The following is a 26,003-nucleotide window of genomic DNA, read 5'->3' as shown; positions in this document are numbered from 1 at the left end:
CATGATTTTTGCGTTTACATGAAGTCAATGTACCGCAACGCGGGGGCTACAGCTATCGCTTAATCTTCGAATTTATCTTCCAAATTCCCAAAATGTCGACCTTTTGGCGGATCTGCATATCCATTGGAACATCTGTTTATTTCCCTGAATTTCCCAGGAGTCACTTGTTTATGTTTGCGGAATACACGGATAAAGCTGTTTTCATTACGGTATCCGACCTGATCTGCAATCTCTGCAATTTTCAGATGTGTTTCACACAGTAAAGCGCACGCTTTTTTCACTCGCAAACCAGTCAAGTAGTCGTATACGGTGCTGCCTGTCTCTTCCTTGAACATACTGCTCACTGATGACACGCTCATATGGACCTGATCTGCAATTTCCTGAAGCCCGATATTTAAATGCAAATGATGTTCCATGTAATCCATCATCTCCTGTACACGTACAAATTCCTTGGACTGTCTGTGTCCAGTAAGCTTTTCCCCGATATCAGCCACAATCGAAAACAATTGCTTCTCCATATCTGAAAGATCAAGCGTCAGAATCTGATTCCAGTGGTAATCGACCAGCTGATCCGGCGGCGTCACACTATGAGTCATGCACCATTTCAGCAATTCCTCCATCAACTCATGTACAGACAAGTACACCTGCATCGGAGAGGTCCTGTGAAGACGAAGTTCTTCTCCCCATTGACTGGTCAGCTTTATACTTGCTCCGGCTTCCTGTGACTCTATGGCACGAATGATTTCCACATTCCGGTTTCCCGCCGCTGATGAGACGTGAGCGCCCTCCCTCATGCTGTCCGTACTCATATGCGAACGTCCATATCCCTCATACAAACGCAAACCAAGGGCTTCTTTCCCCTTTACGAATGACTGACGTAACTCATGGATATCGGAGAATGCAGGACCCATTCCTATGGAAATAGTCAGGGGAAGATGCTCATCCACAACCTGAATCAGCCTGTCTGCGCTTTTGCGGAGCAGAATGCTGTCTGTGATATCGGCATCAGCCCCAGTCTCAGTCACAGTTATAGCTTCATCTTCGCTCTCACTTAACTGTAGTAGTACAACGAACCCGCTTTCCTCATCTGGCGCGCTTACCGCCTTCCAGTGAGGTTCAAGCCATTCCAGCAAAATATTATTCAGCGCATATTTGAGCAGCATTTTATCCTCCTCTGGAAAGCTTGCTGCCCAAGTAGAATACCGATCAATCGACACGATTATCACAGCCAAAGAGCTACCGTCCCAATCGGAAAAATACTGCTCCCATTTCATACGCATTTCCTGTATGCCCATTCTACGCTGGATGACATCTTCAATATATTTGGAACGTAGCTCCGGTAAACTTCGCTCCACCACCAGTGATTTGCGATGGAACTCCCCAACCAGCTTGCCAATGACCGGCTCCAGATCATACAATCCACCTTGACGCGTTCCTTTGTAGCCTGAATTCAGCAGGCTATTAATTCTTTTCATAGGGCGAAACGCCGCATAATTGTAATAGTAAACCGCTGAGCAACCCGCCAGTATAGAAATAAAGGCCAACCACAACATCATGTTGCGGGCCAGCTTAACATGTTTCAGCAGCTTGTCCATAGGAACAAGTGATACCAGACGCCAGCCCGTCACATCGGAAAAAGTCTGGTTCGCCATATACTCCATCCCCCCTACCTCCACATAAGCATAGGGGCTCACATCCAATTCTTTCAAAACCCTGTCCATTTCGTTTAAGGGCACTGAAGATTTTAACTTGGGATAGATCAGTTCGCCCTCCAGATCGTACACATATTGCGAGTTGGATAAATGAATATACAGCTTGGAGAAAAAGTGGTCGTAATCCAGATCGACCAGCACCGCACCGATGACCCGCCCATCCTTTACCACGGGTCTTGCCAGCGAAAGCAGTTCTACCGTTCCATTTTCATGATTCGTGCCGTACCATCTTCGCTTAATCAGTAATGGCTTCTTTTGAATGTCCCGAATCCAGGGAACCCAAGTCGTATCCGGCGCTTGGTCCCAATAAGGCAAGTAGCCGTATTCGCTGGATACGAGAGCATGATTTTCAAAAGAAATAACTTCAACCGAATGAATCTCTTCATGCGAAGAAAGGGCTTTCAAATATTTTTGAAGCCGTTTGATGGCGGAAGCGTTGTTTGATAGCGATTTTTCATCCGTTTGCAAACGTGCAAATGCCTCAACATCCCGGGAATAGGCCGCATCCAGCGCCTTATTATCGGACTCACGAAATGCCCTATTAGTCACATCCAGATTAATTTGCAGCAGTTCTATGTTTGGTGTGTTTAATTCAGTATCCAAACCCTTGCGGTATCCCGAATACGATAGCAAGCCGATCACACTAATAATGAGTGATACGCTTAGTGTGAGCAGCAGAATCAGCCTTGTCTGTTTATTTTTCAGGATCAATCGAAGCTTTAATCGTAGCATTCCCGTAACTTCATCCTTCCGGACTTCGTTTTCCATGATCTCTTGCCAACAACGTATGGGCTAAAATATACTCCCTAAATCTATTTGACGTAAGTTGTGGAATTCCCTGCCTATTAACTCTACAAAGAACAATAAAAATTTACTATTATTGTAAAAAGACGATTTTAATAAAGAAAAAGCCTCCCTTCATGAGGTAAGGCTTCTTCTTCGGGTTTCGTGTTGCTTAGCCTGTTTTTTCCACCTGAAAACGATCCAGCTCTCGTTGCATCTCCTCACGAATCTGACGAAGCTCTTTCACCTTCTCAGTCGATTCCTCAAAGGAACGCTTCTGCTCCACCGTGGAGGCGGTAATCTCTTCGCTGCCTGCGGCGGATTGCTGGGTAATTGCGCTGATGTTCTCAATAGCTTGCTGTACCTGTATGCTCAGTTCCCGAGATACATTCATATCCGCTGACAGCTTGCTGACTTGGCTGGCAATTTGCTGTACTTTACCGCTAATCTCAGTGAACGATTCCCCGGTAGACGAAGTCGCCTTCTCCTGCTCACGGAACAGCTCCTGACTTTGTGTCACAGAGGTCTTCACCTTATTCATTGCCTGCGTAATGCCCTCGACAGCGGTATAAATTTGCTTCACAGCCGACTCCGATTGATTCGCCAGCTTTTTGACTTCATTGGCAACGACAGCAAAGCCTTTTCCAGCCTCACCCGCGCGCGCAGCCTCAATTGAAGCATTCAAGGACAGCAGCGACGTCTGACTGGCAATCTCGGATACATAGCCGGTCATGGTTGTAATCTCGGCTGCATTGGCCTCCAGCTCCTTGACCGTCTGCTCCACCTCGGACATCGCTGAACGATTTTCTGCTACAATGCGTAGCTGATCGCTCATCACACGTGTACCTTGCTCAATGACACGCAATGCGTCTTCGCTATATGTAGAGGACTGCTTGGTCTCCAACAAATTCGCTTCAAACTTCTGCTGCATCTCATCCACAACGCCAACGGTGGTCGACAGATCCTCGGCAATCTTTTGGCTACCAATCGCCAGTTCCTCTGTCGAGGTGCTAACTTGCGTCACGATTTCCTTCATGGCCTCATTATGCTGGTCAATATCCCGAGCCATCAGATCAACACGATTCCCCGACTGGTCAATAGAGAGCACAATGTTACGCAAGTTCCCGATCATGAACCGGAACGATTCGTTGAGCTCGTCCAGCTCATCACGTCCCTTCGTTTGCGCGAGCTGCACCGTCAAATTCCCATCGGCAATTTGCTTCGCGGCATCCGTCAACTTGCGGGTTCTGAGGGCAAGTTGCCTGGATGTATATGTATTATATAGCCCCACCGCCACCAGAAGCAGAACAGCGCCTACCAAGGCCAATTGCCAAGTAAAGCGGATACTCTTGGTCAATTCCTCTGTATATTCGTCATAACGCGCTTTCGTTAGAATATCCAGCATGAACACATCGTTCTGGATACCCTGTACACGCATCGCATTACGTTTGGATTCAGGGCTGCTTCCCGTGCTCATCGCTTTATCCGTCGCAACCTTCAGTTCGCTAAATTTTGTTTTAACGGTATTCAGGCGTTTTTGCTGCGCTTCGGTCTGCATCATGCCTTGCGAAAGCAAAGTAATCGTTTTTTCCGCCTGACCCAGTTGATTTTGCACATCCGTTTTATTGCTCTCTGTCATGGAAGAAGAGTAGTTTTGCAGCGCCTGTCCTGACTGAATCAAATAAGCATTGAGCTGCTGTACATTCAGCATAGCTGGAACGAGACTACTGCTTTGCGAGTTGATACGGATCAATTGAAAAATAATATAGGCCACTAAAGCCAGGCATGCGATCAGGGAAACCATCGCGTTAAGCACCAGTTTACCTTGCAGTTTCATCAGGAATCATCCTCCGTTTTACGAAAATTTATTGGGTGGGCACAGTAAGACTGCCGGACTTGACCTGTCCCTTCAAGTCATCCAGCAGCTTTTGCTGATCCGGGTTCAATGTCAAAACACGAATAGGCGCCAAACCGATGCCTTCTTTCGCAAGACCGAACACCATATTCTGGTCCGTAAATTTTCTTTGATGATCTGCAAAGCTTTTAACTGCTGTATATATGGCGATATCCACATTTTTAATCATCGAGGTCACTACTGCTTTTTCCGCAATGAAAAACTGGTCGCTGTCGACCCCGATTGCGAACTTTTCCTGCTTTTGTGCCTCCTGTAACGCACCTACACCTGTAAGACCCGCCGCCGCATAGATCACATCAATTCGATCCTGATTGATCATATCGCGTGCAATCTCCGTGCCCAGCTCCGGCTTGCCGAAATCTCCCGCATACGTAGCAGTAACCTGTGCATCAGGCTTAACGGAGCGAACCCCTTCCCGATATCCGGCCTCAAACTTTTTCAACAGCGGAGACTCCACTCCCCCGATAAAGCCTACCTGATCGGTACGGCTCGCCATTCCTGCAACAACCCCTGCCAAAAAGCTGCCCTCTTCTTCTTTAAAAATAATGGAAGCCACATTCGGTAAATCGGATTTTTCATCTACAATTACAAATTTAAGATCCGGATATTTTTTCGCAACGGTTTCCAAACTTTCTTTCACCATGTACCCCAGCCCGATAATCAAATCGGATTTTTCTTGAACAAGCTGTTCAAAAGCAGCATCATATGTTTTGGTCTCGGAAATTTCCCGATATTCAAAAACGATTTTCCCCTCGTCCCGCGCCTTGGCCAAGCCCCGAAAAGCCGCGTCACTGTAAGATTGGTCGCCCAGACCAATATCTGACAATACTATTCCCACCTTAATCGGCTGCGCCTTGTTTTGTGCTACTGGCTGCCCGCATGCACCCAGCAATAAAACAAAAATAGTGACAATGGGAACCCACCTCAATGTTAATAACTGAACCTGTTTCTTCATGACATATCACCTCAGCATAATTTGCAAATCCCCAACATCTTTATATCGGTTATAAAGTCATTTTTTTTCATAAGATTTTCTGTAAATTCATTGTAAATAAAGAATTATAGTTTGGTTATATTTACTATTTTATATATGGAGTCTCTTATAAATGCAGGCATCATGTTAAAAATAAAAGGGACTGAACTACCAGGCTTCATCTCGTCGCCTGGTAGTTTAGTCCCTTTTATCATTTGCTCCTGCTCCATTTGGAGGCAATCACGTCGGCTTTACTTTCTATTAGATTCATGACCTCCTCACGATGTTTAGCCTTGAACAGATCAATCATGTCCACCAGATCGCCGCGATCCAATAGCTTAACTCCGTTAACAGCAGCGAGTGTTTTACAGGATTCCGTGTAGCGTCCGGAAGTGATAACGACAGACTTGTCTGCCGCATAATAACGCATGGAGGTGTAAATTTCCTGCACTGCGCCCAAACCGACCGGATTTTGTACTGCATAACGCTTGGCCTGAATCACGACTCTGACACCTTCACGGTCTGTAAAAACCAGATCCGCTCCAAAATCGCGGCTACTGGTCGTTTTGTAGATGTCCTTATAGCCGAGCGCAGATAACAACCGTTGCAAATAAAGCTCAAATTCCGAGCCATCCTCCATGCGGTCTATATCCTGAATCCCGATTTTTCGCGGGTCCAGATCACGTAAAATCCGATTTCTGCGCCGACGTATCAGTCCTCTGATGATGAGTACAAGTAACAGTAGTAGTATAATGAATCCTATTCCTAATTCCTTATATGCCGATAATTGCTCCAGCAGCATTCCTCTTCCCCTTTTCTACAATAGGCGTGCAGCGGTCGGTGTATTCTCCTTAGCAGGGCATTCCACATCTCACGCTGACACCGTGTTACACAAGGACAGCCCCGCCGGATTCGACGGGGCTGTCTTCATTTTGCCTCAAAGCTGCCTGCATTCTAAACTCCGCACTATTATTCCCTATTCAGCAGCGACTCTCCGGCAATACCCGGCTGAGTCATTTGATACGGGTCCAAAATAATGTCCAGCTCTTCCTCAGTCAGTACATTATACAACAGACACAACTCGCGTACCGATTTGCCAGTTGTAATCGCCTCACGGGCGATGCGTGATACGACCTCATATCCGAGGTGGGGATTGAGCGCGGTAATAATGCCTACGCTGTTTTCGACATATTCACGACACCGCTCCACGTTCGCTTCAATTCCGTCCACGCAATGAATGCGGAAGACATGAAAGCCCTGCTTCATAATTTCCAGCGATTGCAGCAGGTTGTAGACAAGCACAGGCTCCATCACATTCAATTCTAGCTGACCAGACTCGGAAGCGAGACAGATCGTATGATCATTCCCAATGACCTGAAAAGCAATCTGGTTGATGACCTCACACATTACCGGATTTACCTTACCCGGCATAATAGATGAACCCGGCTGACGGGCGGGCAGACTCAGCTCTCCGAGACCAGCACGCGGCCCCGAGGCCATCAGGCGAATGTCATTTGCTACCTTGGACATATTCATCATGCAAATTTTTAACGCGGCAGACACTTCCGTATAAGCATCCGTGTTTTGAGTGGCATCGACGAGATTTTCGTCAGCCTCTACAGGGAAACCACTTACTTCCGCTAGCACCTCCGCGACACGCTGAATATAACGGCGATCTGCGTTCAAGCCGGTGCCCACCGCAGTTGCGCCCATATTGACTGTCAGCAAATGCTGCTTCGTGGCACGGACACGTCCGATATCACGACCCAACACACGCGCATAAGCCTGAAACTCCTGTCCCAGCCGGATCGGTACTGCATCCTGCAAGTGAGTTCGGCCCATTTTAATCACACTGTCAAACTCTTTCGCCTTACGTGAAAACGCCTCCTGAAGCTCACTCATGGTGACCAACAGCTTGTCAATCATACTTAGAACAGCCAGATGGACAGCCGTAGGAAAAGCGTCGTTTGTCGATTGCGCCATGTTGACATGGTTGTTAGGACTAATCTCCTGATAATCTCCACGCTGCTTGCCGATCAGCTCCAACGCCCGGTTCGCAATCACTTCATTTGTATTCATATTAATGGACGTGCCTGCGCCGCCCTGAATCGGATCGACGATGAAATGGTCGTGCAACTGTCCTTGAATCACCTCGTCAGCTGCCTGAATAATGGCCTCCGCCTTAGGACGATGCAAGCGGGTCAGCTCCATGTTTACCGTTGCTGCTGCTTTTTTGACGATCGCCATGGCTTTAATCAGCTCAGGATGAAGCCGTTGGCCGGTAATTGGGAAATTCTCTTTTGCCCTCAGTGTTTGTACACCGTAATAGGCGTCTGACGGCACTTCCTTGGTACCTAGAAAATCATGCTCCAGCCTCATATTCATCGATTCCTCCGCTATATATACTACGATCTTCAATCCAGACCGCCGAATTGGCATAAAGAGAACCTTTAGACGGTCCCCATTTCATTATACGTTCCCATTCCCTTGCTTTTCCAGTCGAATAGCGGAAAAAGCATATTAAATCGTATAACAAGCTATTATTACCTGTATATAACACAGTTATTCGCCAAATACTCAGCAACGGCTCAGGTACGGATTTAGTGGTTTGTAATAAAATCGGGTAGCGTGCAGGTGACCGTCAGCCGATTGGGCATACCCTGGAATCACGCCCGCTTCCACAAATCCGTTAGATTCGTATAGCTTATTGGAAGGATCGCCCACCCTCGTATCCAGCACCATCAGCGTTCTGCCCTGACGCAGCGCCTCCTCTTCCGCAGCCTGCATCAGTTGACGCGCAATCCCAAGCCTGCGCCCAGACGGATGCACCATGAGCTTCGCAATTTCCGCACGGTGAGTTGCGTTGGCCTTTGTAGCCAAATGGAGCTGCACAGTTCCAACAGGCACACCGTCCTTCTCCGCAATCCACAGGACTACACTATCCTGAAGGACACTCTTCCAATAAGCTACTGCTTCCTGATAAGCCATTGGCGGTAAAAATCCAATAGAAGCACCGTCCGCCACCACATCGATCAACAGCCGGGTCAGTGTATCTGTCAGTGCATCGTTCAGAGCTTGAACGGGATAGACTGCTATTTCATTAGACATGGTGATTCCTCCCCGGTGATGTTGATAATAATAAAGAAAGCAAACCATCCTTTAAGGATCGCTTACTTTCCATGGTGTTACTTTAATTTCTGTATGTCTAGCTTTATTTCATCTTATTGCTCTGCCATATAAAAGAGCTCCCACAGGTGCCCATCTATATCCTGAAAGCTCCATCCGTACATAAAGCCGTGATCCTGAGGTTCGTTTGAAGGCTTGCCGCCCGCTGCCAGAGCCTTGTGGACAATTTCGTCCACCTTTTCTCGACTCTCCACCGATAAGGCAACAATCGCTTCTGTTGTTTTCGTTGCATCCGAAATTTCTTTTGTAGTGAATGCTTTAAAACGCTCTTCAACCAGCAACATAACAAATATTTGCTCACTGACAATCATACAGGTTGCATGCTCATCGGTGAACTGCGCGTTAAATTCAAATCCGATTGCTGTGAAAAAATCAATGGACTGTTGCAGATTTTTTACTGGTAAATTCACAAAAATTTGTTTGGCTGTTACTGCCATGACATTTCACCTCTTCATCAGTTATAAAATCAAATTTTCATGCTGCTTCTCCAACAAAAGATAACTTAACTACCGCAGAAAGTCAATCAATCTGACATTTCAATCATTATACTACTGTTCCCAATTCAACTTATCCAGAGTTCGAGATAATACAGCCGCTGCTTCTGCCCTCGTCACCGATGCAGCTGGAGCAAAACGTCCCTTCTCGTCTCCCTTCATAATACCTAAGCCGGACAGCGTGTTGACAGCCGGAGCTGCCCATGTAGAAATGGCTTGTGCATCCGATAATGACGCTGAGGCACTTCCTGCCGCTGTATCTTCCGCAGTCCCGGCGAAGCGCAGGGCTCGCTCTACAATCACAGCCAGCTCCTCCCTCGATACCGGAGCATCAGGTCTGAAGCTGCCGTCTGCATAGCCATTGACCAGTCCAGCAGCGGCTGCGGTACGCACCGAATCCGCATACCACAATTCCGATTGTACATCGTCAAAGCCCTTCACCATGCGATCTGAATGCTCCAGTCCAAGCATACGAACCAGCAGCGTAGCCAGCTCCGAGCGTTGTACCTGACCATTCGGCTTAAAGCGTACGTTCGATAAACCCATCTCACCAGTCTCATGAGCGGTGGACGCTGACTGATTTGCCCCTGCCACAATCAGACGAGTTGCCAAGCGTGAAATGTCCTGCTGCGCCCAATGACCGGAAATATCGCTAAACGATCCGCTTGCATTAGCTTCTCCGCCATCCAGCACGACATAGGTTCCACCCGAACGTCCATACACAGTCAGTTCCTCGCCAGAAGCGGTAAACGGAACCGGATGATAGGACAACTGTCCGGCTTGGTTGGTGGATACCTTCACTACAGCAAGTTGGCTCATATCTACCGTTGCGGGAACACGTAGCAGATAACGTTCATACCCTTTACCGGAATTATCGCTACCTGCCAACGGCTGCTTGCGTCCATCTTCGCTTCGTAACTCCGCCACAACATCCACAGCCTGCACCAGCTTGCGCCCTGCCGGAATATCTGTGCGATTAGTCAATCCTTCGTTCAGCGTAACCGTAAAGCTCAGGGAAATCTGTTGTACAGGCACCTGCCAGGTGTCAGCCAGCTTTTGAACAGACAAACGACCTGTTGCTACTTCATATCCTCCCTGTGGCGTTTCTACTCGCAGGGTGTGAATACGGTCATTCAAAACAGCACCCAAAGCATCTCCGTTTAGATTCACTTCGAATAGCTTAGCATCCGCCTGCTCCCCTGCACGGACTACGAGCGTACCGTTCGCCCCGTTCCGAATCGCATTTAGTATGTCAGCGGCTGGTACCTGTGCGACTGCTCTTTTCAGTCCGTTTTGCTCTGTTACTATGGACTTGGCTTGCACCACATTAACGCCTGACGAACCGTTACCATTCTGCCCGCTATTCGCAGTCTCACCCTGTCCGTTATTCGTCGTTCCACTCGCGTTACCACTACTATGGTTCCCGGTGTTGTTGCTGCCATTGCTCTCCTGCTGATCATCGTCATCATCTTTATTCCGACCACTCTCGCCATCTGTTGGCGGTTCCACTGTTTGGCGTGGCAAGCCAATTTGAGCAACCAATGGATCATGATCACTTACCCGCCCGTCCGCCGCGCTAAAATCCGCATTGATATGAACAATATCCAGCACGGATGATTCACTTATGGACGGACTGACCAACAAATGATCCAGTGTTTGCGAATTCCCCTCATAAATATACGAATACCGCTCCTTCTCATCCAGCTTATCTACCAGATTCGTCAATTCCTGTCCCCGGACCAAAGCGAGCGTTTCGGAAAATTGAAAATCATTTAAATCTCCCAATACGACGATATTCGCCTGATGGTTTTGAGCCAGTACCGACTTCACAAAACCATTCACAATCGTTGCAATCTTCGCCCGCTGTATTTCGCTGCTTCGTACGGGTGGCTGAATCCCTCCGAATGGCGCCAGATCGCCCCCTTTGGAATTAAAATGGTTCGCGATCACGATCACCTGCTGACCGTCAAACTCAAATTCAGCAGCCAACGGCTTTCGTGAGTATTCAAATGCCTCATTCAGCGGATCAATACGACCGGGATTGAGTGAAAGCCCCTGCTCTCCATAGGTCACAGATGTAACCGAATCTCCCTTCGGCTTGTCCATCAGCGTGACACGTTGCGGATTGTAGAGGAAGCCGACCCGGATATTGCCGCCAGGAGCGCCGCCATCCTTATTATTTTCAGGTGCTATATCTGTAAAAGCATACTCCGGTCCTCCATGAGCACGAATCGCCTCAATCAGCACCCGAAAGCTTTCCGAAGCATCTGTGGTGCCGTCATCCTTCTCACCGTTATTGTCCTGAACCTCTAACAGTCCTACAATATCCGGGTGGTTCAAATTCACGGCGATGGCCTGTCCGAGCTGATCAATCCGTTTTCCATCACCGGGATCGAAATTTTCCACGTTAAAGGAAGCGACCGTCAGCTTACGATCATCCTGTACCAGACGTGTGTTGGCTGGCTGGAGACCCCCTGACACAATATCCGGCAGACGCTCCGGCAACAGCTTGAAATTGCTAAAGCTATAGCTCACAATTCCCGTGATGGGACCCGCAAAACGATCCCCTGTTTTCAACGGAACCGAAGGTTTGGCGTCGATCAAAATCCGCTGCGGATTCAGACTTTCTTCGGTCAGCATCAAGCCGCCTGCTTCGGTCAATACCTCGCCTGTGTTCGCCCCGTTATCAATCCTGACCGGGATTTCATAACCATAAGGGCCGATGACTCGTGCATCCTTCAACTCTACGCGCATAGCCTCCAGACTTTCGAAAAAGTCCAATCCATCCTCCTGCGGATCAAACACCGTCATTCCGTCATTATCCACAACAGATGTCGGCATCACACGCCCCTCTTTTCCAAGCAAAATCGGAGATGGCAGTGGACGGTCCTTGGCGATCACCGAAACCGAAGAAGCTACAATTTCCGTGGTCGTCAGGTCAACTGGCTTGCTAGCATAGGTTCTTTCCGTATATTCCTTCACAGAGCCGCTTACCCATACCTCATCCCCAACCTGCACACCGCTGCCAGGCTTGTACACTAAAATGGCCTCGGATGTTTTTTCATCCTGATCCACCTTATCGTCCGCCTCCTGCATAAAGAAGCTGCTTCCCTTCACCATCGTCACTATTCCTTCAACATCCGTTACCTTTTTCCCCTCATAAGGTGAACGATGGGCTGCTCCCTGTATATCATGGATACGGAGCTTATCCGGCACATAGACATCTACGTATACACTTGTCCCAACAGACGTGGGTGATGATTGCACCTCCGTTTCTACGATAGGCGCTGGTTCTGCTGAAGCTTTTCCATCGGACAGTAACCCCAGCCCTCCACCCGACAGCACCAGTGCCACACTGAGCCATGCGACCCCAAACCTTTTTAATTTCCTGGGTAACGTTACTGCTATGTATTCTTGTTTCATTAAAAGACGCGCTCCTCCCAATTTTAGCTATGATCACGCTTACAATATATATTCCATGTTTAAACATACCATAAAATAGTCAAACCAGTACCTGAATTATGTAAAATGAATGCTTCCCGCCGTAGCATAATCTGATCAAATTATTGTAAACTTGTTCTAATACAGAAAAAGGTGGCACATACGCTATGGAGCACTTGCTTAACGATCAGGTTAAAAACATTCAAATCAGCGGCATCCGCAAGATTGCCAATAAAGTTGCCGCATTGCCCGGAACCCTATCCTTAACGATTGGGCAGCCGGATTTCCCTACCCCTCCGCATATTATGGAAGCCGCCCACCAGGCGATTAACGAAGGACGCACCTCCTATACGCCAAATCCGGGACTGCCCGAACTGCGAGAAGCGGCAGCAGCGTTTGTAGCCCATAAATACGGACTGAATTACCGTGGACAGGATGAGGTTATCGTAACGAACGGAGCCAGCGAAGCGCTGGACATTACCCTGCGCACCATTTTGTCACCCGGTGACGAGGTCATTTTGCCTGTGCCCATCTACCCCGGATACGAGCCATTGATCCGCTTGTCAGGTGGGGTGCCAGTGCTGGCTGACACCCGCAATAGCGGTTTTAAGCTAACTGCTGAGGTGCTGGAGCCTTATTTGACCGAACGGACGAAAGCCGTCATCCTCGGATATCCTTCGAACCCAACCGGACGAGTGATGAGCCGCAAAGAGCTGGAAGCCGTCGCAGATTTGCTGAGAGACCGTGATCTGTTTATCATTTCAGATGAGATATACAGCGAACTGATTTACGATGCGTCACACGTGTCTATTGCTGCCCTTCCAGGCATGCGGGAACGCACCATCGTCATCAACGGCCTGTCCAAATCGCACTCCATGACGGGCTGGCGGATTGGTTTTACGCTTGCACCCGCTGCAATTACACAGCATATGGTTAAGGTTCATCAGTACAATGTGACCTGCGCCAGCTCGATCAGCCAATATGCTGCACTGGAAGCCTTGACCGTCGGTGTCGACGATGCACTTCCGATGCGCAAGGAATACCGCAAGCGCCGTGACTATGTTCATGGAAGGCTAATCGACATGGGCATTCCACTTGAAAAGCCCGAGGGAGCCTTTTATCTATTCCCTTCCATCGCCCATTTTGGCTTAAGCTCGATGGATTTCACCCTGAAGCTGCTGGAAGAACATGGGGTGGCTGTCGTGCCCGGAGATGCCTTTTCCTCCTATGGCGAAGGATACATTCGGTTGTCCTATGCTTACGGACAGAATGTGTTGGAACAGGGATTGGATAAAATAGAAATGTTTGTTAAAGGAATTGTGAGGAGTTAAGGTGGGGGAGGCGCTTCGCGGTCCATTTGATCTTCCGATCGCTGTTGCAGGGGGATTCTTTGGATTGTGTAAGACATTTAGAGGTAAGAATCCCCCTGCAAAGGCGAACGCTGCCGCTTCTCCAGATTCAAATGGCCCGCTTCGCTACTACCCGCCTTAAAGTCCCACAAGTCTCTAACGTGTGTGGGGCAGCAGGGTCAAAAACAATACTCACCGCTTTGCACGGTGAGTAAAATAAAACAGGCCCTTGAATCTCCTCCTACCAGGAGATTCAAGGGCCTGTTCGTTCTCCGACTACTCCCTCACCGTCGGCGTAGGATTCATGGATGCTAGCTTTAAGCATGGCGCAGCGGAGGGGGCGGAATGGTGCTGGACAAGCGAAGCGTTCGCCTTTAAATTCCGATTTTCACCTTTATACTTCAAATCAAAAAAATCGGAATTTAACAGCGATGGGAAGCACCATCCGCTCCCGCAGCGGCCTCTAAAGCTCAAAACCTGAATCCACGCGCCGCCGCTCTCTTATTTTAAATGCATTTTGAATTGCAGGAACAATTCATTGTAATGAGCCAGCATCCGCTTGCCCAGGTTGTCGTAGACCTCCAGCTTATCCGTAATTTCAGATGGTGGATAGAAGCGCTCGTCACCGGATATATCCTCTGGCAACAGCTTCTTTCCATCCTCGTTAGGTGTGGAATAGCCTACAAATTCGGCATTTTGGGCGGCTACATCAGGCTGCATCATAAAATTGATGAACTTATGGGCCGCGTCCACATGGGTGGCGGTTTTCGGAATAACCATGTTATCAAACCACAGGTTGGAGCCTTCATCCGGCACGATGTAATCCAGCTTGTCGTTCTCATCCATGATTTCGGACGCATCGCCGGACCACACAACCCCGGCAGCAGCTTCCTCGTTTGCCAGCAGCATTTTAATCTCGTCACCGACAACGGCCTTGACATTGGGCGCTAATTTCTCCAGTTTCGCTAAAGCCTGCTGCAAATGCGCCTCATTCGTATCGTTCAAGGAATAGTGGAGGCTGTTCAGCGACATACCCACGACTTCCCTCGCACCATCGACCAGCAGGAGGTTGTTACGCAGCTTTGGATTCCACAGACCATCCCAGCTATGAAAATCAATGCCCTTCGTTAGCTCCGGGTTGAACACAATCCCAACCGTACCCCAAAAATACGGCACAGAGTATTGGTTTTTCGGGTCAAACGAAAGGTTCAGAAAATGAGCATCCACATGCTTCAAATTCGGCAGCTTGCTGTGATCCAGCGGGAGCAACAGGTGCTCCTGCTTCATTTTAGCCAGAGCATATTCCGAAGGAACCGCTACATCAAACGATGTTCCTCCCTGCTCAATTTTCGTCAGCATCGCCTCATTGGAGTCAAACGTCTGATAAATGACGGTAATCCCCGTCTCCTTCTGGAACCTTGCCAGCAGCTCAGGGTCGATATAGTCTCCCCAGTTGTATACCGTCAGCGTATTGCCACCGGAATAGCCTTGACTGGAATTGAGCCATGCCGCCACCCCCATCAGACCGAACGAAATGATAAAAATCGACAGAAACACGCGCACAAGCGACTTCATCTAGGTACCCCCATTTCCGCCGCAGGCTCCTTTTTCCCATTCCGATTCGCCTTGCGCATAATAAAGTAGTACCCCACCACCAACAGCACGGTAAACAGGAAAATGAGCGTGGACAGCGCATTGATAGACAGGGAAACCCCTTGGCGGGCACGCGAGTAAATTTCCACTGATAAGGTCGAATAGCCGCTCCCTGTCACAAAAAAGGTCACCGCAAAATCGTCCAGTGAGTAGGTTAGCGCCATAAAGAAGCCCGCGTAAATCCCCGGCTTGATAAAAGGTAAAATGACCTTGGTTAGCACATCCATCCGGCTGGCACCCAAATCCCGGGCCGCATCCACCAGCGATGGACTCATTTCCTGAAGCCGCGGCAAAATCATAATGACCGCAATCGGCACACTAAATGCAATATGGGACAGCAACACCGAGTAAAAACCCAGCTTGATCCCCACCATCGTGAATAAAATGAGGAAGGATGCGCCAATAATGACGTCCGGGTTCACGATCAGCACATTGTTGAGCGACAGCAGCGTATTTTTGACCCGACGGTTCTGCATCTGGTGAATAGCCAGCGCTCCCATGATGCCAATAATCGTAGCCAGCGCAGAGGACAACAACGCAATGACCAAGGTGTTAATGACAATGATAATCAGCCGAGTGTCTGCAAACACCTCTTTGTAGTATTGGAGCGTAAACCCTTCAAATTGGTGCATCGTCCCGCCACTATTGAACGAATAATACATCAAGTACAAAATAGGTGCATACAGCACAAGAAAAACGAGCACCAAATAAATATTCCCAAACCGGTTCTTATTTGCCATGCCGCACCCTCCGTTTCGTTCCTGAGGTAATCAGCATAATGATTGCCATCGCCAAAATCAGGAACACCGCAACCGTAGAGCCCATACCCCAATCCTGTGTGACCAGAAAATGCTGTTCAATCGCCGTTCCCAATGTAATGACACGGTTGCCCGCAATCAGACGGGTAATCATAAACAGCGACAGCGCCGGGATGAATACCACCATACACCCGGATCGCACACCAGATAGCGTTAATGGGAAAATAACCCGGCGAAACGCCGTCCACTTGGAAGCGCCCAAATCACGCGCGGCGTCCAGCAGTGAAGGATTCAACCCTTCCAGCGCATTATAGATGGGCAAAATCATAAACGGCACAAAAATATAAACCGATACAAACACAAAGCTGGAGCTGGTAAACAATAATTGCTGACCACCCAATCCGACCAAGCCCAACACAGCATTCACCGGACCATAAGTACCAAAAATCCCGATAAAAGCATATGTTTTAAGCAATAGGTTAATCCACGTCGGCAAAATAATGAGCAACAGCCACAGTTGCTTATGCTTGGTTCGGGTCAGCAAATACGCCGCCGGATAAGCCACTAACAGCGAGAATACTGTAATCAGCAGCGCATACCAAAACGAGCTCAGTGTCATGCTCAAATAGACAGGGGTCAGAAATTGGGCATAGTTGCTGAACGTGAAATGGCCGTCCACATCAAATAACGAATAGTAAAACACAAGCACAACCGGGGCTGCTACGAACAGCACAATCCATAAATAGTAAGGCAGCAGATACGCTGCTCTCGTATTACCGGACATGCTGCTCCACCTCTTCATAGGCCTCCAGACGCCGATCAAATTCTTCCTCTGTTTCCCCGAACCGCATCACGTGGATCGCTTCCGGGTCAAAATGGAGGCCGATTTCACTGCCCAGCTCCGCCTTTTTGGTAGAATGCACCAGCCACTCCTGACCGGAATCATCATAGCAGCTAATTTCATAGTGAACACCACGGAACAACTGGGTATCCACCTTTACTCGCAGTTTGCCCTCTGTAACGGTTGTAATCTCCAAATCCTCTGGTCGAATGACAATTTCAATCGGTTCATTCGGGCGTAATCCTCCATCGACACATTCAAACTGCCGACCATTAAACTCCACCTGATAATCCGCAATCATGCGTCCTGGCACAATATTGGATTCCCCGATAAAATCAGCAACAAACCGATTGATCGGCTCATCATAAATATCATTCGGTGTACCACTCTGCTCGATCTTTCCTTTATTCATAACAAAAATTTCGTCCGACATGGCCAGTGCTTCTTCCTGATCATGCGTTACGAAAATAAAGGTGATTCCAAGTCGCTGCTGCATTTCACGCAAAATATACTGCATTTCTGTCCGCAGCTTCAAATCCAGTGCAGACAGCGGCTCATCCAGCAACAGAACGTCCGGCTCATTGACGATGGCTCGTGCAATGGCGACACGCTGGCGTTGCCCTCCGGACATCTCAGAAATTTCCCGTTCGTCGTAGCCCTCCAGATTGACAAAGGACAATGCCTGCGCAACCTTCTCCTGAATGGCCTTTTTGTTCATCTTTTTGATTCGCAGACCGAAAGCCACATTTTCGAACACATTCAGATGTGGAAATAAGGCATAGTCCTGAAAAACCGTATTGACCTGCCGTTCATTGGCTGGAACACGATTAATCAGCTTGTCATTCAAATAAATCGAGCCTTCCGTCGGCTCTGCAAAACCCGCAATCATACGCAAAATCGTTGTTTTGCCACAACCGGAGGGCCCCAGCAGCGTATAGAATTTACCACGTTCAATCTCAAAGCTGACATCAGCCAGCACCGGTGGATCGTTGTCATATTGCTTGGTCACCCGTTCGAATCGGATGATGGTTTGCTCTCCCATAACACCCTCCCTCAACATTCGACTTCATTCCATTTCATTCACTTCATTAAACCTATTTATTCAGACTATATCATTTAACCTTGGGATTTCCATGTGAAATAGTCTGTCAGCACACGAATCGCCACCCCAATGGCTTCCTCCGCAGGCTCCAGCTTGGCATGATGCAGACCATAAGGCGTATCAACGCCAAGCCAGAACATTAGACCCGGAATCCGCTCCAGAAAATATCCGAAGTCCTCTCCGGTCATCGCTTCACCGCACTCAATGAGCTGTACATCCTGCCGTTCACGGACCCAATTCATAAATTCCTCTGTCACCTTGGCCTCATTGAACACTTGTAAATAATTCGAGCCATAATGAATTTCTGCATGGCATTCAAACCCAGCTTCAACACCGCGCACCAGCGCTTCAATCCTTGATTTGACCAGTGTCATCGTATCGGCTGACAACGTTCGGATCGTACCCTCCAAACGGGCTGTTTCAGCAATAATGTTCTGCTTCGTACCACCGCCGACCTTGCCAATCGTAATGACCGCTGAATCCAGCGGGTTCACATTACGGGCCACAACCGTTTGCAGTTGTCCGACCAACTGACAGGCCGCCACCACCATATCATTCGCTTTGTGCGGATATGCCGCATGTCCGCCTGTACCCTTCAAGTCGATGAAAAGCTCCGACGTATTGGCAAATAGGATGCCCGGGCGAGTCGCAATCGTGCCAACCGGATATTCGGGTGCAACATGCAGCGCCACGATTTCATCCGGGAGCCAGTCTGCCAGCTCGCTGCTGTCCCGCATCGGCAACGCTCCGCCCGGTCCTTCCTCGGCAGGCTGAAACAATACAACCAGGTCATCCTTGATCGGGTGGTTTGCAAAGTGAGAAACAATCCCCAATCCAATCGTCATATGTAAATCGTGACCGCATGCATGCATGTAGCCGGGATGGGTCGAACGGAAATCATAGCCCGTCTCTTCCTCGATTGGCAAACCATCCATATCGCAGCGATATCCATATCGACGTGCAGGAGCCGTTCCATGAATCAACACCAGTACGCCAGTACGCCATGTACGAATGTCCAAATGCTCCTGAGGGAGCGTTGCCAAATAATTCAGCAGATACTGCTGCGTTTTAAATTCCTCAAAGCCAGGCTCGGGGATTTGATGCAAATCCCTTCGTATTTGAACAAAAGAACGATAATCGACCGTGCTCATTCCGCTAGTCTGCCTCCTTTATCTAACTCATCAGGCTTATCAGACAAAAGAACAAAAGGACAAAAGCCCGGCGCAGCCGCCGAGCCTTGTCCGTTGTGCTTCGTCCCTAAATTGTGCTGTCAATGTTTCATTCCACTGACAAGGAATCGTTCACCTTTTGTGCATTTAAAACTCTTTTTTCAGTCTTACAGAACGCGCAGGTCCTTCAAGATTTCAGTTTTTGATTTGGTCTTATCGTCGACCTGTTTGATCACGCGTGCAGGTGTACCTGCAACTACGGAATATTCAGGTACATCTTCGGTTACGACTGCTCCAGCTGCAACGACTGCACCTTTACCAATTCGCACACCTTCCAATACGACCGCGTTCGCACCGATCAATACATCATCTTCTACCACAACAGGCTGTGCAGATGGAGGTTCAATAACACCTGCAAGGACTACGCCTGCACCGATGTGACACATATTACCTATTTTAACACGGCCGCCCAGTACAGCATTCATATCAATCATTGTGCCTTCACCAATGGTGACACCGATGTTAATGACTGCACCCATCATAATGACTGCGTTATTACCGATACCAACCATATCGCGAATATACGCGCCTGGCTCGATGCGGGCATTGATGCCTTTCAGATCGAGCATAGGCACTGCGGAATTGCGGCGGTCGTTTTCCACCACATAGTCTTCTTCATTAGCGTTAACACTGTCCAGAACAGGCTTGATGTCGGCCCAATCGCCAAATACAACGCCGCTGTCTCCGGAAATAAAAGCTTGAACATTCTCACCGAATGATGCGGAAGCCAAAGCCCCTTTTACATATACTTTAACAGGTGTTTTTTTCTTACTGTTTTTAATCACGTTGATGACTTCTTGTGTGTTCATTTCGATGGACATAGTAAATCTAACAACTCCTTTATCGCTTCATACGACTTCGCAAGCCGGAATGATCTTATTCTCTCATCCTTTATAGCACAAAAGTGCAGGTCTCGCAATTACAGATTAGACCCTTATAGCTCTAACCTAGCACCAAAAATAACAATTTCCAGCAACATGACTGCCTTAAATTCATGATTCATCCCGACATCAAAGCAGGGTTATTTATTAGCTTGTAGGCTCTCCAACGATGTATAAATGAAGGATTCGAAGCCTTCGACAGGCTCGCCCTGAGGAATGTTTACCTTCACGATGAAGCCGCCTGTTTTATTTTCTACAACAATATATTGGCGTGTGACCTTCGAACCGTTCGCTTGCAGGAAAAGACGGCTGCTGGTCAGCGTTTGAGGAACTTTGGCTTTATCTATTTTCACCGCTTTACCGACGGAAGCCAGATCCTTTTCGCCTTCCTTTTGAAGCTCGTCCAGATTAAAATCGGAAGGCAGCTTCGTAATTTCAGCGTAATAGTTATCATCTACAGCCAAGGCTACGCGGTTTTGATCAGGAAACAGGGACATGGGGTCAAACACATACAGTGAATATCCCTCTCCTTTTGCCAGTGTAGCTGTCTGCTTTTCCTTTTTCCCTTCAAGGCTAAGCTCAAAAGCTTGCGTTTTCGAGCGTTCACCGCCTACTGCCTGACTGGAGCTGCCGTTTTGTGTGCCGCCTGTTGCAGCTTCTGTTTTTTGTATTTTCGTCAAAATCAGTTGCTTGGCAACCGCGTCGCCTTCCACTGCTTTTTCGTTGTATTCAAATGCGACTGAATCGCCTTCCTCAAGTCCGGCTACCACCGTGTCCAGCCCGTCACCCAACTGGAAAGATTGGGCTTCGCCATTGGTTTCAATTTCAACCGTGTGCGGGTCAGCGGCTCCGTTGTATACGCCTGTCCCCTTTTTGGCCTCCGGCTCGGCGATCGGCTCCGGTTTCACTTGTGGCTGTTGCGTTTGCGGTTGGTCTGCCCCTTGAGGTGCGGTATTATTGGTTTGCGGTTTCGTTCCACAGGCTGACAGAGCCAGCACTGCCACTACAGTTAACAGTATGATTGAAAATGTGTTGCGTTTTTTCATAAAATCCACCTCCACTATGATAGACGAGTTTGTGCGGCAAAAGTTCTACGCAGCTCCATACTTAAAATCCTTCTTCCTGCATCGCTTTTTATATTCCACGCGGATGTCAGGTACGGTATAATGGGCTGTATTAACCTAATTTTAGAGATACCGATGGAAGGAATCGTACACGTATTATTCCTCCTCCGTACTGGATGGAGCTGTCACATGAATCAAGCGCACAAACCGTCATTTTCCTTTGAATTACTGTACATCGTAGGTATTATCGCTATTTCGTTCTCCTCGATCTTCGTAAGATGGTCTGAAGCCGAGGTGTCCGTCATCGCTATGTACCGTTTGTACCTGACCAATCTCGTCATGCTGCCTCTAGTCTGGAAATACCGTACCGAGCTATTCAGCCTGAGCCGCAAGCAATGGATGCTGATCCTCTGGTCCGGTATTGCACTAGGGCTGCACTTCTTGCTCTGGATGGGCTCGCTGCGACTGACCACAGTTGCAAGCTCTACCGTTATTATGACACTGGAGCCGATCCTTGTCATGCTCGGTTCTTTTTTGTTTTTCCGTACAGGCACAAACCGCGCTATGCTCATCGGAATGGGCATGGCCTTTGTCGGCTCACTGGCAATCGGAGCCGGAGATTTTCATGCCTCGGGACAAGCCCTGCTCGGAGATGCACTGTCCTTCTTGGGTATGGTAGCCGTCTCTATCCATATGCTGATGGGCAAGCATTTGCGCGAGCATTTGAGCGCCTTTGTGTATAACTTTTGGGTATTCGCCATCGCTGCTACATCGCTTGCGCTGTATAATATGGTCAACGCCATTCCTTTTACCGGATATGCACCACGGGAATGGGGATTGTTCCTGTTGCTCGCCATAGTGCCCACACTGTTCGGCCATTACCTGTTTAACTGGCTGCTCAAATACATTAACGCCACCGCGGTGTCGATGGCAGTACTCGGCGAACCCGTTATTTCTTCCTTGCTAGCCTGGGTGTTGCTGGGAGAAAAACTTTCTGCCTTACAATTTGGCGCAGGCTTCTTCATCCTGTTCGGGGTATGGGTTTTTATCCGATACGGAACAGATTTCAAGAAGCAAGTCGTCCACCAAAGTGAATTGCCTGACAGTGAGCTTCCCCTTAAGACAGGTTCTTAACTTATTTACCCCATTTTCATGAACGGTACTCAATTGAATAATCTTAATGATAAAAAGGAAAGGCGGAATCCCTTATGAAATCCATTGTATCCAAACGCTGGCTGTTAGCTCGACTATATGAGCCAGATATCATCGTCGCAGACTGCCGTTCTCTGCTCGGACAAGCCGGAGCGGGACGGGCTCAATTTAATGAAGATCATATTCCAGGGGCTATCCACTTCGATCTGGAGGAAGACCTCACGGCTCCTCTGGGTGAGCATGGTGGACGTCATCCTTTGCCGTATGCTGACACACTTGCCGCGCGCCTGAGTCGCGCCGGAATCAACGCAGATTCACGCATCATTGCCTACGACGATCAAGGCGGCATGATGGCCTCCCGCTTCTGGTGGCTACTGCGCTATCTCGGTCACGAGCAGGTATATGTGCTGGATGAAAGCTACAGTGCTTGGAAGGAAGCGAAGTTCCCGGTCACGGCAGACCAGCCGATTCGCATTCCCTCGACCTTTGTAGCAAATGTACAGCCGCAAATGCTCGCAACCATGCAAGAGGTACAACGTGTGTCCGCAGGCTCGGTTACTGTTGGCTCCTATACATTGATCGACTCTAGAGAGCGGCCGCGCTACCTGGGACTGGAAGAGCCCATAGATCAAGCAGCAGGACATATCCCCGGTGCAGTGAATTTCTTTTGGAAAGAGGTATTGAACGAAAAGGGTATATTAAAAAATGTGGAACAACTGGAAAAGCACTTTGCCAGCCTTGACCGGAATGCAGAAATTATCGTGTATTGCGGTTCCGGCGTATCCGCCTGCCCGAATGTGCTGGCCTTGGGCGAGGCAGGATTTAGTAAGGTGCGGTTATATCCGGGAAGCTGGAGCGATTGGATTTCTTATGAGGAGAATTCAATTGTGGTGGGGGAAGAGTAGAAGGCTTAAGCAGATATACAGTATGTAATTTGGAGTAAATCGCTCATGTAGCGATTTACTCTTTTGCGTTGTGCTCAGGAGTATCGAGGTCAACACGGAGTCAACGAATGGGGGTGAACGTACTTACAAAACGGTAATGTTGATTTTGGGAAGCTTTGTATTCTACATTCTGGCCCCCACCTTTTGAAAGTTGAAAGACACTGTGATTTTGCTCGTGGTCGGACGACCCCCATCGTCATGCTGGAGCTGTATATTGTCCTACAGCACCTCACGTACATGCGATTCCACTTGATTCACAACCTCACGCGCGAGAAACAGCGAGAACATCCCTCGAGTGGTCCTAAAATCGGGAGAGTCGACAAGGGTCTAATTCACTTCTTGATTCCCGATCGATTATTTCACTTGCAGCCAGATGCGCAATCAGCGGCGCCAGCGTAATCGCAGAATGCATCACCGTCAGATAAAATCCCTTTATGTGATCTTGGAAGCCCACGATCGGATAGCCGTCTTCAGGCATTGGTCTCATCCCGACCTTTATGCTTTCCAGTTCCAGTTGATTCCCGTCCTTCAGACTGCGACGCAACGTGTCGAACGCTCGCTTACCGACCGCCTCTGGTCCGTTTTCCTCCGACTCGTCGATATAATCTTCCGCAGCCAGCAGCGTATAATCCGTCAGTTGACGCGCTTCAAATTGCGCATTTGAGATTAATGTGCGTATCAGTTTATTCGCAGTTTTCATCCGAATCAGAATGGAAGGCGACGACGTTACCGGCACGGGACAACCTAACGGGTTGCAAAGTTCGGGTATGCCTGTACCTGCGGCCAATACCACGACATCCGACTCCAGAAAGCCCTTGGACGTATGGACACCGACCAGGCGGGAATCTTCTTGCTGCAGCTGTGTAACGTTGGTGCCGAACTGAACCTTTGCTCCGTACTCCTGCGCTTTGCTCAACAACAGCTCCGTTACCCCTATAGGGTCCACCGCACCTTCTTCGCTGGCAAACATCGCTTCATCCGGATATTCCTTCAGATTCGGCTCCAATGCCTCAAGCTGCTCCCGGTTTAATTTTTGAAAGTGGAGTTGCTCCCTTAGGGGCGGAGTGCCCCAAGTCAGCGCTCCATGCCAGTGAATTTTCAGTTCGGACAGCTCTTGCTGAAGCGTATGATATTCTTCCAAAGCTGCATCGTACAAATGCCAGTATTCGGGAGCCACCCGATGAGTCGTATGTATCCAGGCAAAAGATTTTTCCGTGACTTCACGCGCCGCGGCGGGGTGTCGTTCAATAACGGTTACATCTTGATTTCGTTTGGCCAGATGATAGGCCACGGACGCCCCGACAATCCCTGCGCCAATAATCACGATTTTTTGTTTATTCAATAATGACTCCTCCTTTGTCACCCTATTGTAACATAGGCGTCATGATAATCAGACGTTATAACATATTATGAGAGCAGTTGGAGCGACTGGGTCCAACGGACTTAGCCTCGCAGGATTGTTCACTGATTCAGCTTCTGATGAACCAAGGGCAAAGCCCACAGCGTAGATACCTTGTTAACTGGAGTTCCTGTCTTCTTCGAAATACTTCCATAACTTTCTTATTTCATAATCCATTGTTTCATCCGATCTCTCATAGTGCCAGCAATCTCTTTGTCTCTCTTGTTAATCCATTTATATAATGGGTCCTCAATAAATCCCTGTATTTCTTTTCGTGTTTTATCTAGACTGTCTATTAGTTCTTTATATGAATATTGTATAGGGAAATAAACATTACTATCGAGTGTTTCTTGATCATCTGGCCAAACATATGCTTGATCACCGATATATGTAATACCTGGGGTAGGATCATGTCCCATCCATGGACTTTGTTTATTTGAAATAGAATAAATAACATTAGAAAAATCTTCTAACCCACAGCAACAACTTGGTAATATATATTTACTCTCGTCTTCAAAGAAAGCGATCCCTCCTGAAATAGCGACTTCTTCTTGCTGCAGTAATTCATTGAAAGACAAACAAAATGATTGTTCTATATTGATATGATTGTAACCAAATAGAAGAATCAAAAATAATTCAACATCTTGCTCACTTGATTGAGGAGAAAGGGAGATAATTTCTTCTCGAGTAACTTCGTTCGTAATCCATTCAGGTTTATCATAATATGGATCAATTATTACTGGTCTAGTGTAAGGCACTGTTGATTCCCCTTACTTTTATTTATCTTGCAGGAATTTCAGTTAACGTTTCTGTATTCATGAACCCCTAAGGGGTTATCTGCTTGTAATCCCTCTTCGAGATCCATCTCGCTCCGAAGGAGACGTAGCTTGAATTATATTAAATGAAGTTCTATTCTTCCCTGATTAACCTTCTAAACATCTGCCAGCTTCTTTAATGTAGGAGCTCAAAGTTCTCTAGATCAACATTAAATTTGCCCTTTATTAATATATCTAACCCTAGTAATCCGTTAATGTGGATCAGATACACTAAGTTGGACAGAAAAAATAAGGGCTTGTAGAATAAACCTATCATGTTAAGGAGCGAATCTCTACAATGCCAAAACAACG

The 26,003-nt window shown here is 48.1% G+C and carries 20 protein-coding genes; 3 read left to right on the top strand and 17 right to left on the bottom strand.

Annotation, left to right across the window (positions count from 1 at the left end; all coding sequences use genetic code 11):
- Window positions 1-59: 59 nt before the first annotated feature.
- The 8 genes from ABH897_RS25465 to ABH897_RS25430 all read right to left on the bottom strand — a co-directional run bounded on the left by ABH897_RS25465 (window position 60) and on the right by ABH897_RS25430 (window position 12,486).
- Window positions 60-2,480, bottom strand: a complete 2,421-nt coding sequence (locus tag ABH897_RS25465) for an AraC family transcriptional regulator (protein ID WP_404592884.1) — start codon at window positions 2,478-2,480, stop codon at window positions 60-62.
- 187 nt (window positions 2,481-2,667) lie between these two features.
- Window positions 2,668-4,332: a methyl-accepting chemotaxis protein gene (locus ABH897_RS25460; RefSeq protein WP_283652626.1), complete on the bottom strand. Its 1,665-nt coding sequence runs from the start codon at window positions 4,330-4,332 to the stop codon at window positions 2,668-2,670.
- A 28-nt stretch (window positions 4,333-4,360) separates the two neighbouring features.
- A complete protein-coding gene (locus ABH897_RS25455; RefSeq protein ID WP_283652627.1) occupies window positions 4,361-5,365 on the bottom strand; it encodes a BMP family lipoprotein in 1,005 nt (334 codons plus the stop codon).
- Window positions 5,366-5,594: 229 nt separating this feature from the next.
- Window positions 5,595-6,185, bottom strand: coding sequence for a restriction endonuclease (locus tag ABH897_RS25450; protein WP_283652628.1), 591 nt, complete (start codon window positions 6,183-6,185; stop codon window positions 5,595-5,597).
- Between the two features lie 167 nt (window positions 6,186-6,352).
- Window positions 6,353-7,762: an aspartate ammonia-lyase gene (aspA, locus tag ABH897_RS25445; protein ID WP_014282606.1), complete on the bottom strand. Its 1,410-nt coding sequence runs from the start codon at window positions 7,760-7,762 to the stop codon at window positions 6,353-6,355.
- 198 nt (window positions 7,763-7,960) lie between these two features.
- Window positions 7,961-8,491, bottom strand: a complete 531-nt coding sequence (locus ABH897_RS25440; protein ID WP_283652629.1) for a GNAT family N-acetyltransferase — start codon at window positions 8,489-8,491, stop codon at window positions 7,961-7,963.
- Window positions 8,492-8,604: 113 nt separating this feature from the next.
- Complete coding sequence (locus tag ABH897_RS25435) at window positions 8,605-9,006, bottom strand: VOC family protein (protein ID WP_283652630.1); 402 nt, start codon at window positions 9,004-9,006, stop codon at window positions 8,605-8,607.
- A gap of 111 nt (window positions 9,007-9,117) precedes the next feature.
- Window positions 9,118-12,486: an S-layer homology domain-containing protein gene (locus ABH897_RS25430; RefSeq protein WP_404592882.1), complete on the bottom strand. Its 3,369-nt coding sequence runs from the start codon at window positions 12,484-12,486 to the stop codon at window positions 9,118-9,120.
- 185 nt (window positions 12,487-12,671) lie between these two features.
- Between ABH897_RS25430 and ABH897_RS25425 the strand changes: the two genes are divergently transcribed.
- Window positions 12,672-13,835 (top strand): aminotransferase A, encoded by a 1,164-nt coding sequence (locus ABH897_RS25425; RefSeq protein WP_404592881.1) that lies wholly within the window; start codon window positions 12,672-12,674, stop codon window positions 13,833-13,835.
- 519 nt (window positions 13,836-14,354) lie between these two features.
- On the opposite strand, the gene ABH897_RS25420 is transcribed toward ABH897_RS25425, so the two are convergent.
- From ABH897_RS25420 to ABH897_RS25390, 7 genes are all read right to left on the bottom strand, one after another.
- Window positions 14,355-15,428: an ABC transporter substrate-binding protein gene (locus ABH897_RS25420; RefSeq protein ID WP_283652633.1), complete on the bottom strand. Its 1,074-nt coding sequence runs from the start codon at window positions 15,426-15,428 to the stop codon at window positions 14,355-14,357.
- Window positions 15,425-16,246 carry an ABC transporter permease gene (locus tag ABH897_RS25415; protein ID WP_025685655.1) on the bottom strand — a complete coding sequence of 274 codons (822 nt, stop codon included), beginning with the start codon at window positions 16,244-16,246 and terminating at the stop codon, window positions 15,425-15,427. The genes ABH897_RS25420 and ABH897_RS25415 overlap by 4 nt, the downstream gene beginning before the upstream one ends.
- Entirely contained in the window at window positions 16,236-17,048 is an 813-nt protein-coding gene (locus tag ABH897_RS25410) for an ABC transporter permease (RefSeq protein ID WP_404592880.1), read from the bottom strand. The genes ABH897_RS25415 and ABH897_RS25410 overlap by 11 nt, the downstream gene beginning before the upstream one ends.
- Window positions 17,038-18,147, bottom strand: coding sequence for an ABC transporter ATP-binding protein (locus ABH897_RS25405; RefSeq protein ID WP_044647358.1), 1,110 nt, complete (start codon window positions 18,145-18,147; stop codon window positions 17,038-17,040). Before ABH897_RS25405 ends, ABH897_RS25410 begins: the two co-directional genes overlap by 11 nt.
- A 74-nt stretch (window positions 18,148-18,221) precedes the next feature.
- The gene (locus tag ABH897_RS25400; protein ID WP_404580593.1) at window positions 18,222-19,358 is read right to left on the bottom strand and encodes an N-acetyldiaminopimelate deacetylase; all 1,137 of its coding nucleotides are present in this window, start codon (window positions 19,356-19,358) and stop codon (window positions 18,222-18,224) included.
- Window positions 19,359-19,543: 185 nt separating this feature from the next.
- The gene (dapD, locus tag ABH897_RS25395; RefSeq protein WP_283652637.1) at window positions 19,544-20,257 is read right to left on the bottom strand and encodes a 2,3,4,5-tetrahydropyridine-2,6-dicarboxylate N-acetyltransferase; all 714 of its coding nucleotides are present in this window, start codon (window positions 20,255-20,257) and stop codon (window positions 19,544-19,546) included.
- A gap of 200 nt (window positions 20,258-20,457) precedes the next feature.
- Window positions 20,458-21,363, bottom strand: coding sequence for a hypothetical protein (locus ABH897_RS25390; RefSeq protein ID WP_404592879.1), 906 nt, complete (start codon window positions 21,361-21,363; stop codon window positions 20,458-20,460).
- A gap of 207 nt (window positions 21,364-21,570) precedes the next feature.
- Here ABH897_RS25390 and ABH897_RS25385 point away from each other — a divergent pair, with 207 nt between their 5' ends.
- Together ABH897_RS25385 and ABH897_RS25380 are read left to right on the top strand one after the other, a co-directional pair.
- Window positions 21,571-22,515: a DMT family transporter gene (locus tag ABH897_RS25385; RefSeq protein ID WP_283652639.1), complete on the top strand. Its 945-nt coding sequence runs from the start codon at window positions 21,571-21,573 to the stop codon at window positions 22,513-22,515.
- A gap of 74 nt (window positions 22,516-22,589) precedes the next feature.
- Window positions 22,590-23,438 carry a sulfurtransferase gene (locus ABH897_RS25380; RefSeq protein WP_404592878.1) on the top strand — a complete coding sequence of 283 codons (849 nt, stop codon included), beginning with the start codon at window positions 22,590-22,592 and terminating at the stop codon, window positions 23,436-23,438.
- A 340-nt stretch (window positions 23,439-23,778) separates the two neighbouring features.
- On the opposite strand, the gene ABH897_RS25375 is transcribed toward ABH897_RS25380, so the two are convergent.
- Complete coding sequence (locus tag ABH897_RS25375) at window positions 23,779-24,819, bottom strand: NAD(P)/FAD-dependent oxidoreductase (protein ID WP_404592877.1); 1,041 nt, start codon at window positions 24,817-24,819, stop codon at window positions 23,779-23,781.
- Between the two features lie 218 nt (window positions 24,820-25,037).
- Entirely contained in the window at window positions 25,038-25,634 is a 597-nt protein-coding gene (locus ABH897_RS25370; protein ID WP_044647365.1) for a YacL family protein, read from the bottom strand.
- Window positions 25,635-26,003: the final 369 nt, after the last annotated feature.

Origin of the sequence: Paenibacillus sp. RC73, from assembly GCF_044908085.1 — a bacterium.
Lineage (GTDB): Bacteria > Bacillota > Bacilli > Paenibacillales > Paenibacillaceae > Paenibacillus > Paenibacillus terrae_A.
The sequence above is the reverse complement of the archived record's forward strand: the minus strand, read 5'-3'. Positions and strand labels throughout refer to the sequence as shown.

Excerpts from the sequence above, each read along its gene's own strand:
- ABH897_RS25430 (WP_404592882.1), bottom strand. The coding sequence starts at position 12,486 with ATGAAACAAGAATACATAGCAGTAACGTTACCCAGGAAATTAAAAAGG.
- dapD (WP_283652637.1), bottom strand. The coding sequence starts at position 20,257 with ATGTCCATCGAAATGAACACACAAGAAGTCATCAACGTGATTAAAAAC.
- ABH897_RS25450 (WP_283652628.1), bottom strand. The coding sequence starts at position 6,185 with ATGCTGCTGGAGCAATTATCGGCATATAAGGAATTAGGAATAGGATTC.
- ABH897_RS25465 (WP_404592884.1), bottom strand. The coding sequence starts at position 2,480 with ATGGAAAACGAAGTCCGGAAGGATGAAGTTACGGGAATGCTACGATTA.
- aspA (WP_014282606.1), bottom strand. The coding sequence starts at position 7,762 with ATGAGGCTGGAGCATGATTTTCTAGGTACCAAGGAAGTGCCGTCAGAC.
- ABH897_RS25440 (WP_283652629.1), bottom strand. The coding sequence starts at position 8,491 with ATGTCTAATGAAATAGCAGTCTATCCCGTTCAAGCTCTGAACGATGCA.
- ABH897_RS25425 (WP_404592881.1), top strand. The coding sequence starts at position 12,672 with ATGGAGCACTTGCTTAACGATCAGGTTAAAAACATTCAAATCAGCGGC.
- ABH897_RS25400 (WP_404580593.1), bottom strand. The coding sequence starts at position 19,358 with ATGAGCACGGTCGATTATCGTTCTTTTGTTCAAATACGAAGGGATTTG.
- ABH897_RS25455 (WP_283652627.1), bottom strand. The coding sequence starts at position 5,365 with ATGAAGAAACAGGTTCAGTTATTAACATTGAGGTGGGTTCCCATTGTC.
- ABH897_RS25420 (WP_283652633.1), bottom strand. The coding sequence starts at position 15,428 with ATGAAGTCGCTTGTGCGCGTGTTTCTGTCGATTTTTATCATTTCGTTC.
- ABH897_RS25435 (WP_283652630.1), bottom strand. The coding sequence starts at position 9,006 with ATGGCAGTAACAGCCAAACAAATTTTTGTGAATTTACCAGTAAAAAAT.
- ABH897_RS25415 (WP_025685655.1), bottom strand. The coding sequence starts at position 16,246 with ATGGCAAATAAGAACCGGTTTGGGAATATTTATTTGGTGCTCGTTTTT.
- ABH897_RS25390 (WP_404592879.1), bottom strand. The coding sequence starts at position 21,363 with ATGAAAAAACGCAACACATTTTCAATCATACTGTTAACTGTAGTGGCA.
- ABH897_RS25380 (WP_404592878.1), top strand. The coding sequence starts at position 22,590 with ATGAAATCCATTGTATCCAAACGCTGGCTGTTAGCTCGACTATATGAG.
- ABH897_RS25460 (WP_283652626.1), bottom strand. The coding sequence starts at position 4,332 with ATGAAACTGCAAGGTAAACTGGTGCTTAACGCGATGGTTTCCCTGATC.
- ABH897_RS25410 (WP_404592880.1), bottom strand. The coding sequence starts at position 17,048 with ATGTCCGGTAATACGAGAGCAGCGTATCTGCTGCCTTACTATTTATGG.
- ABH897_RS25385 (WP_283652639.1), top strand. The coding sequence starts at position 21,571 with ATGAATCAAGCGCACAAACCGTCATTTTCCTTTGAATTACTGTACATC.
- ABH897_RS25405 (WP_044647358.1), bottom strand. The coding sequence starts at position 18,147 with ATGGGAGAGCAAACCATCATCCGATTCGAACGGGTGACCAAGCAATAT.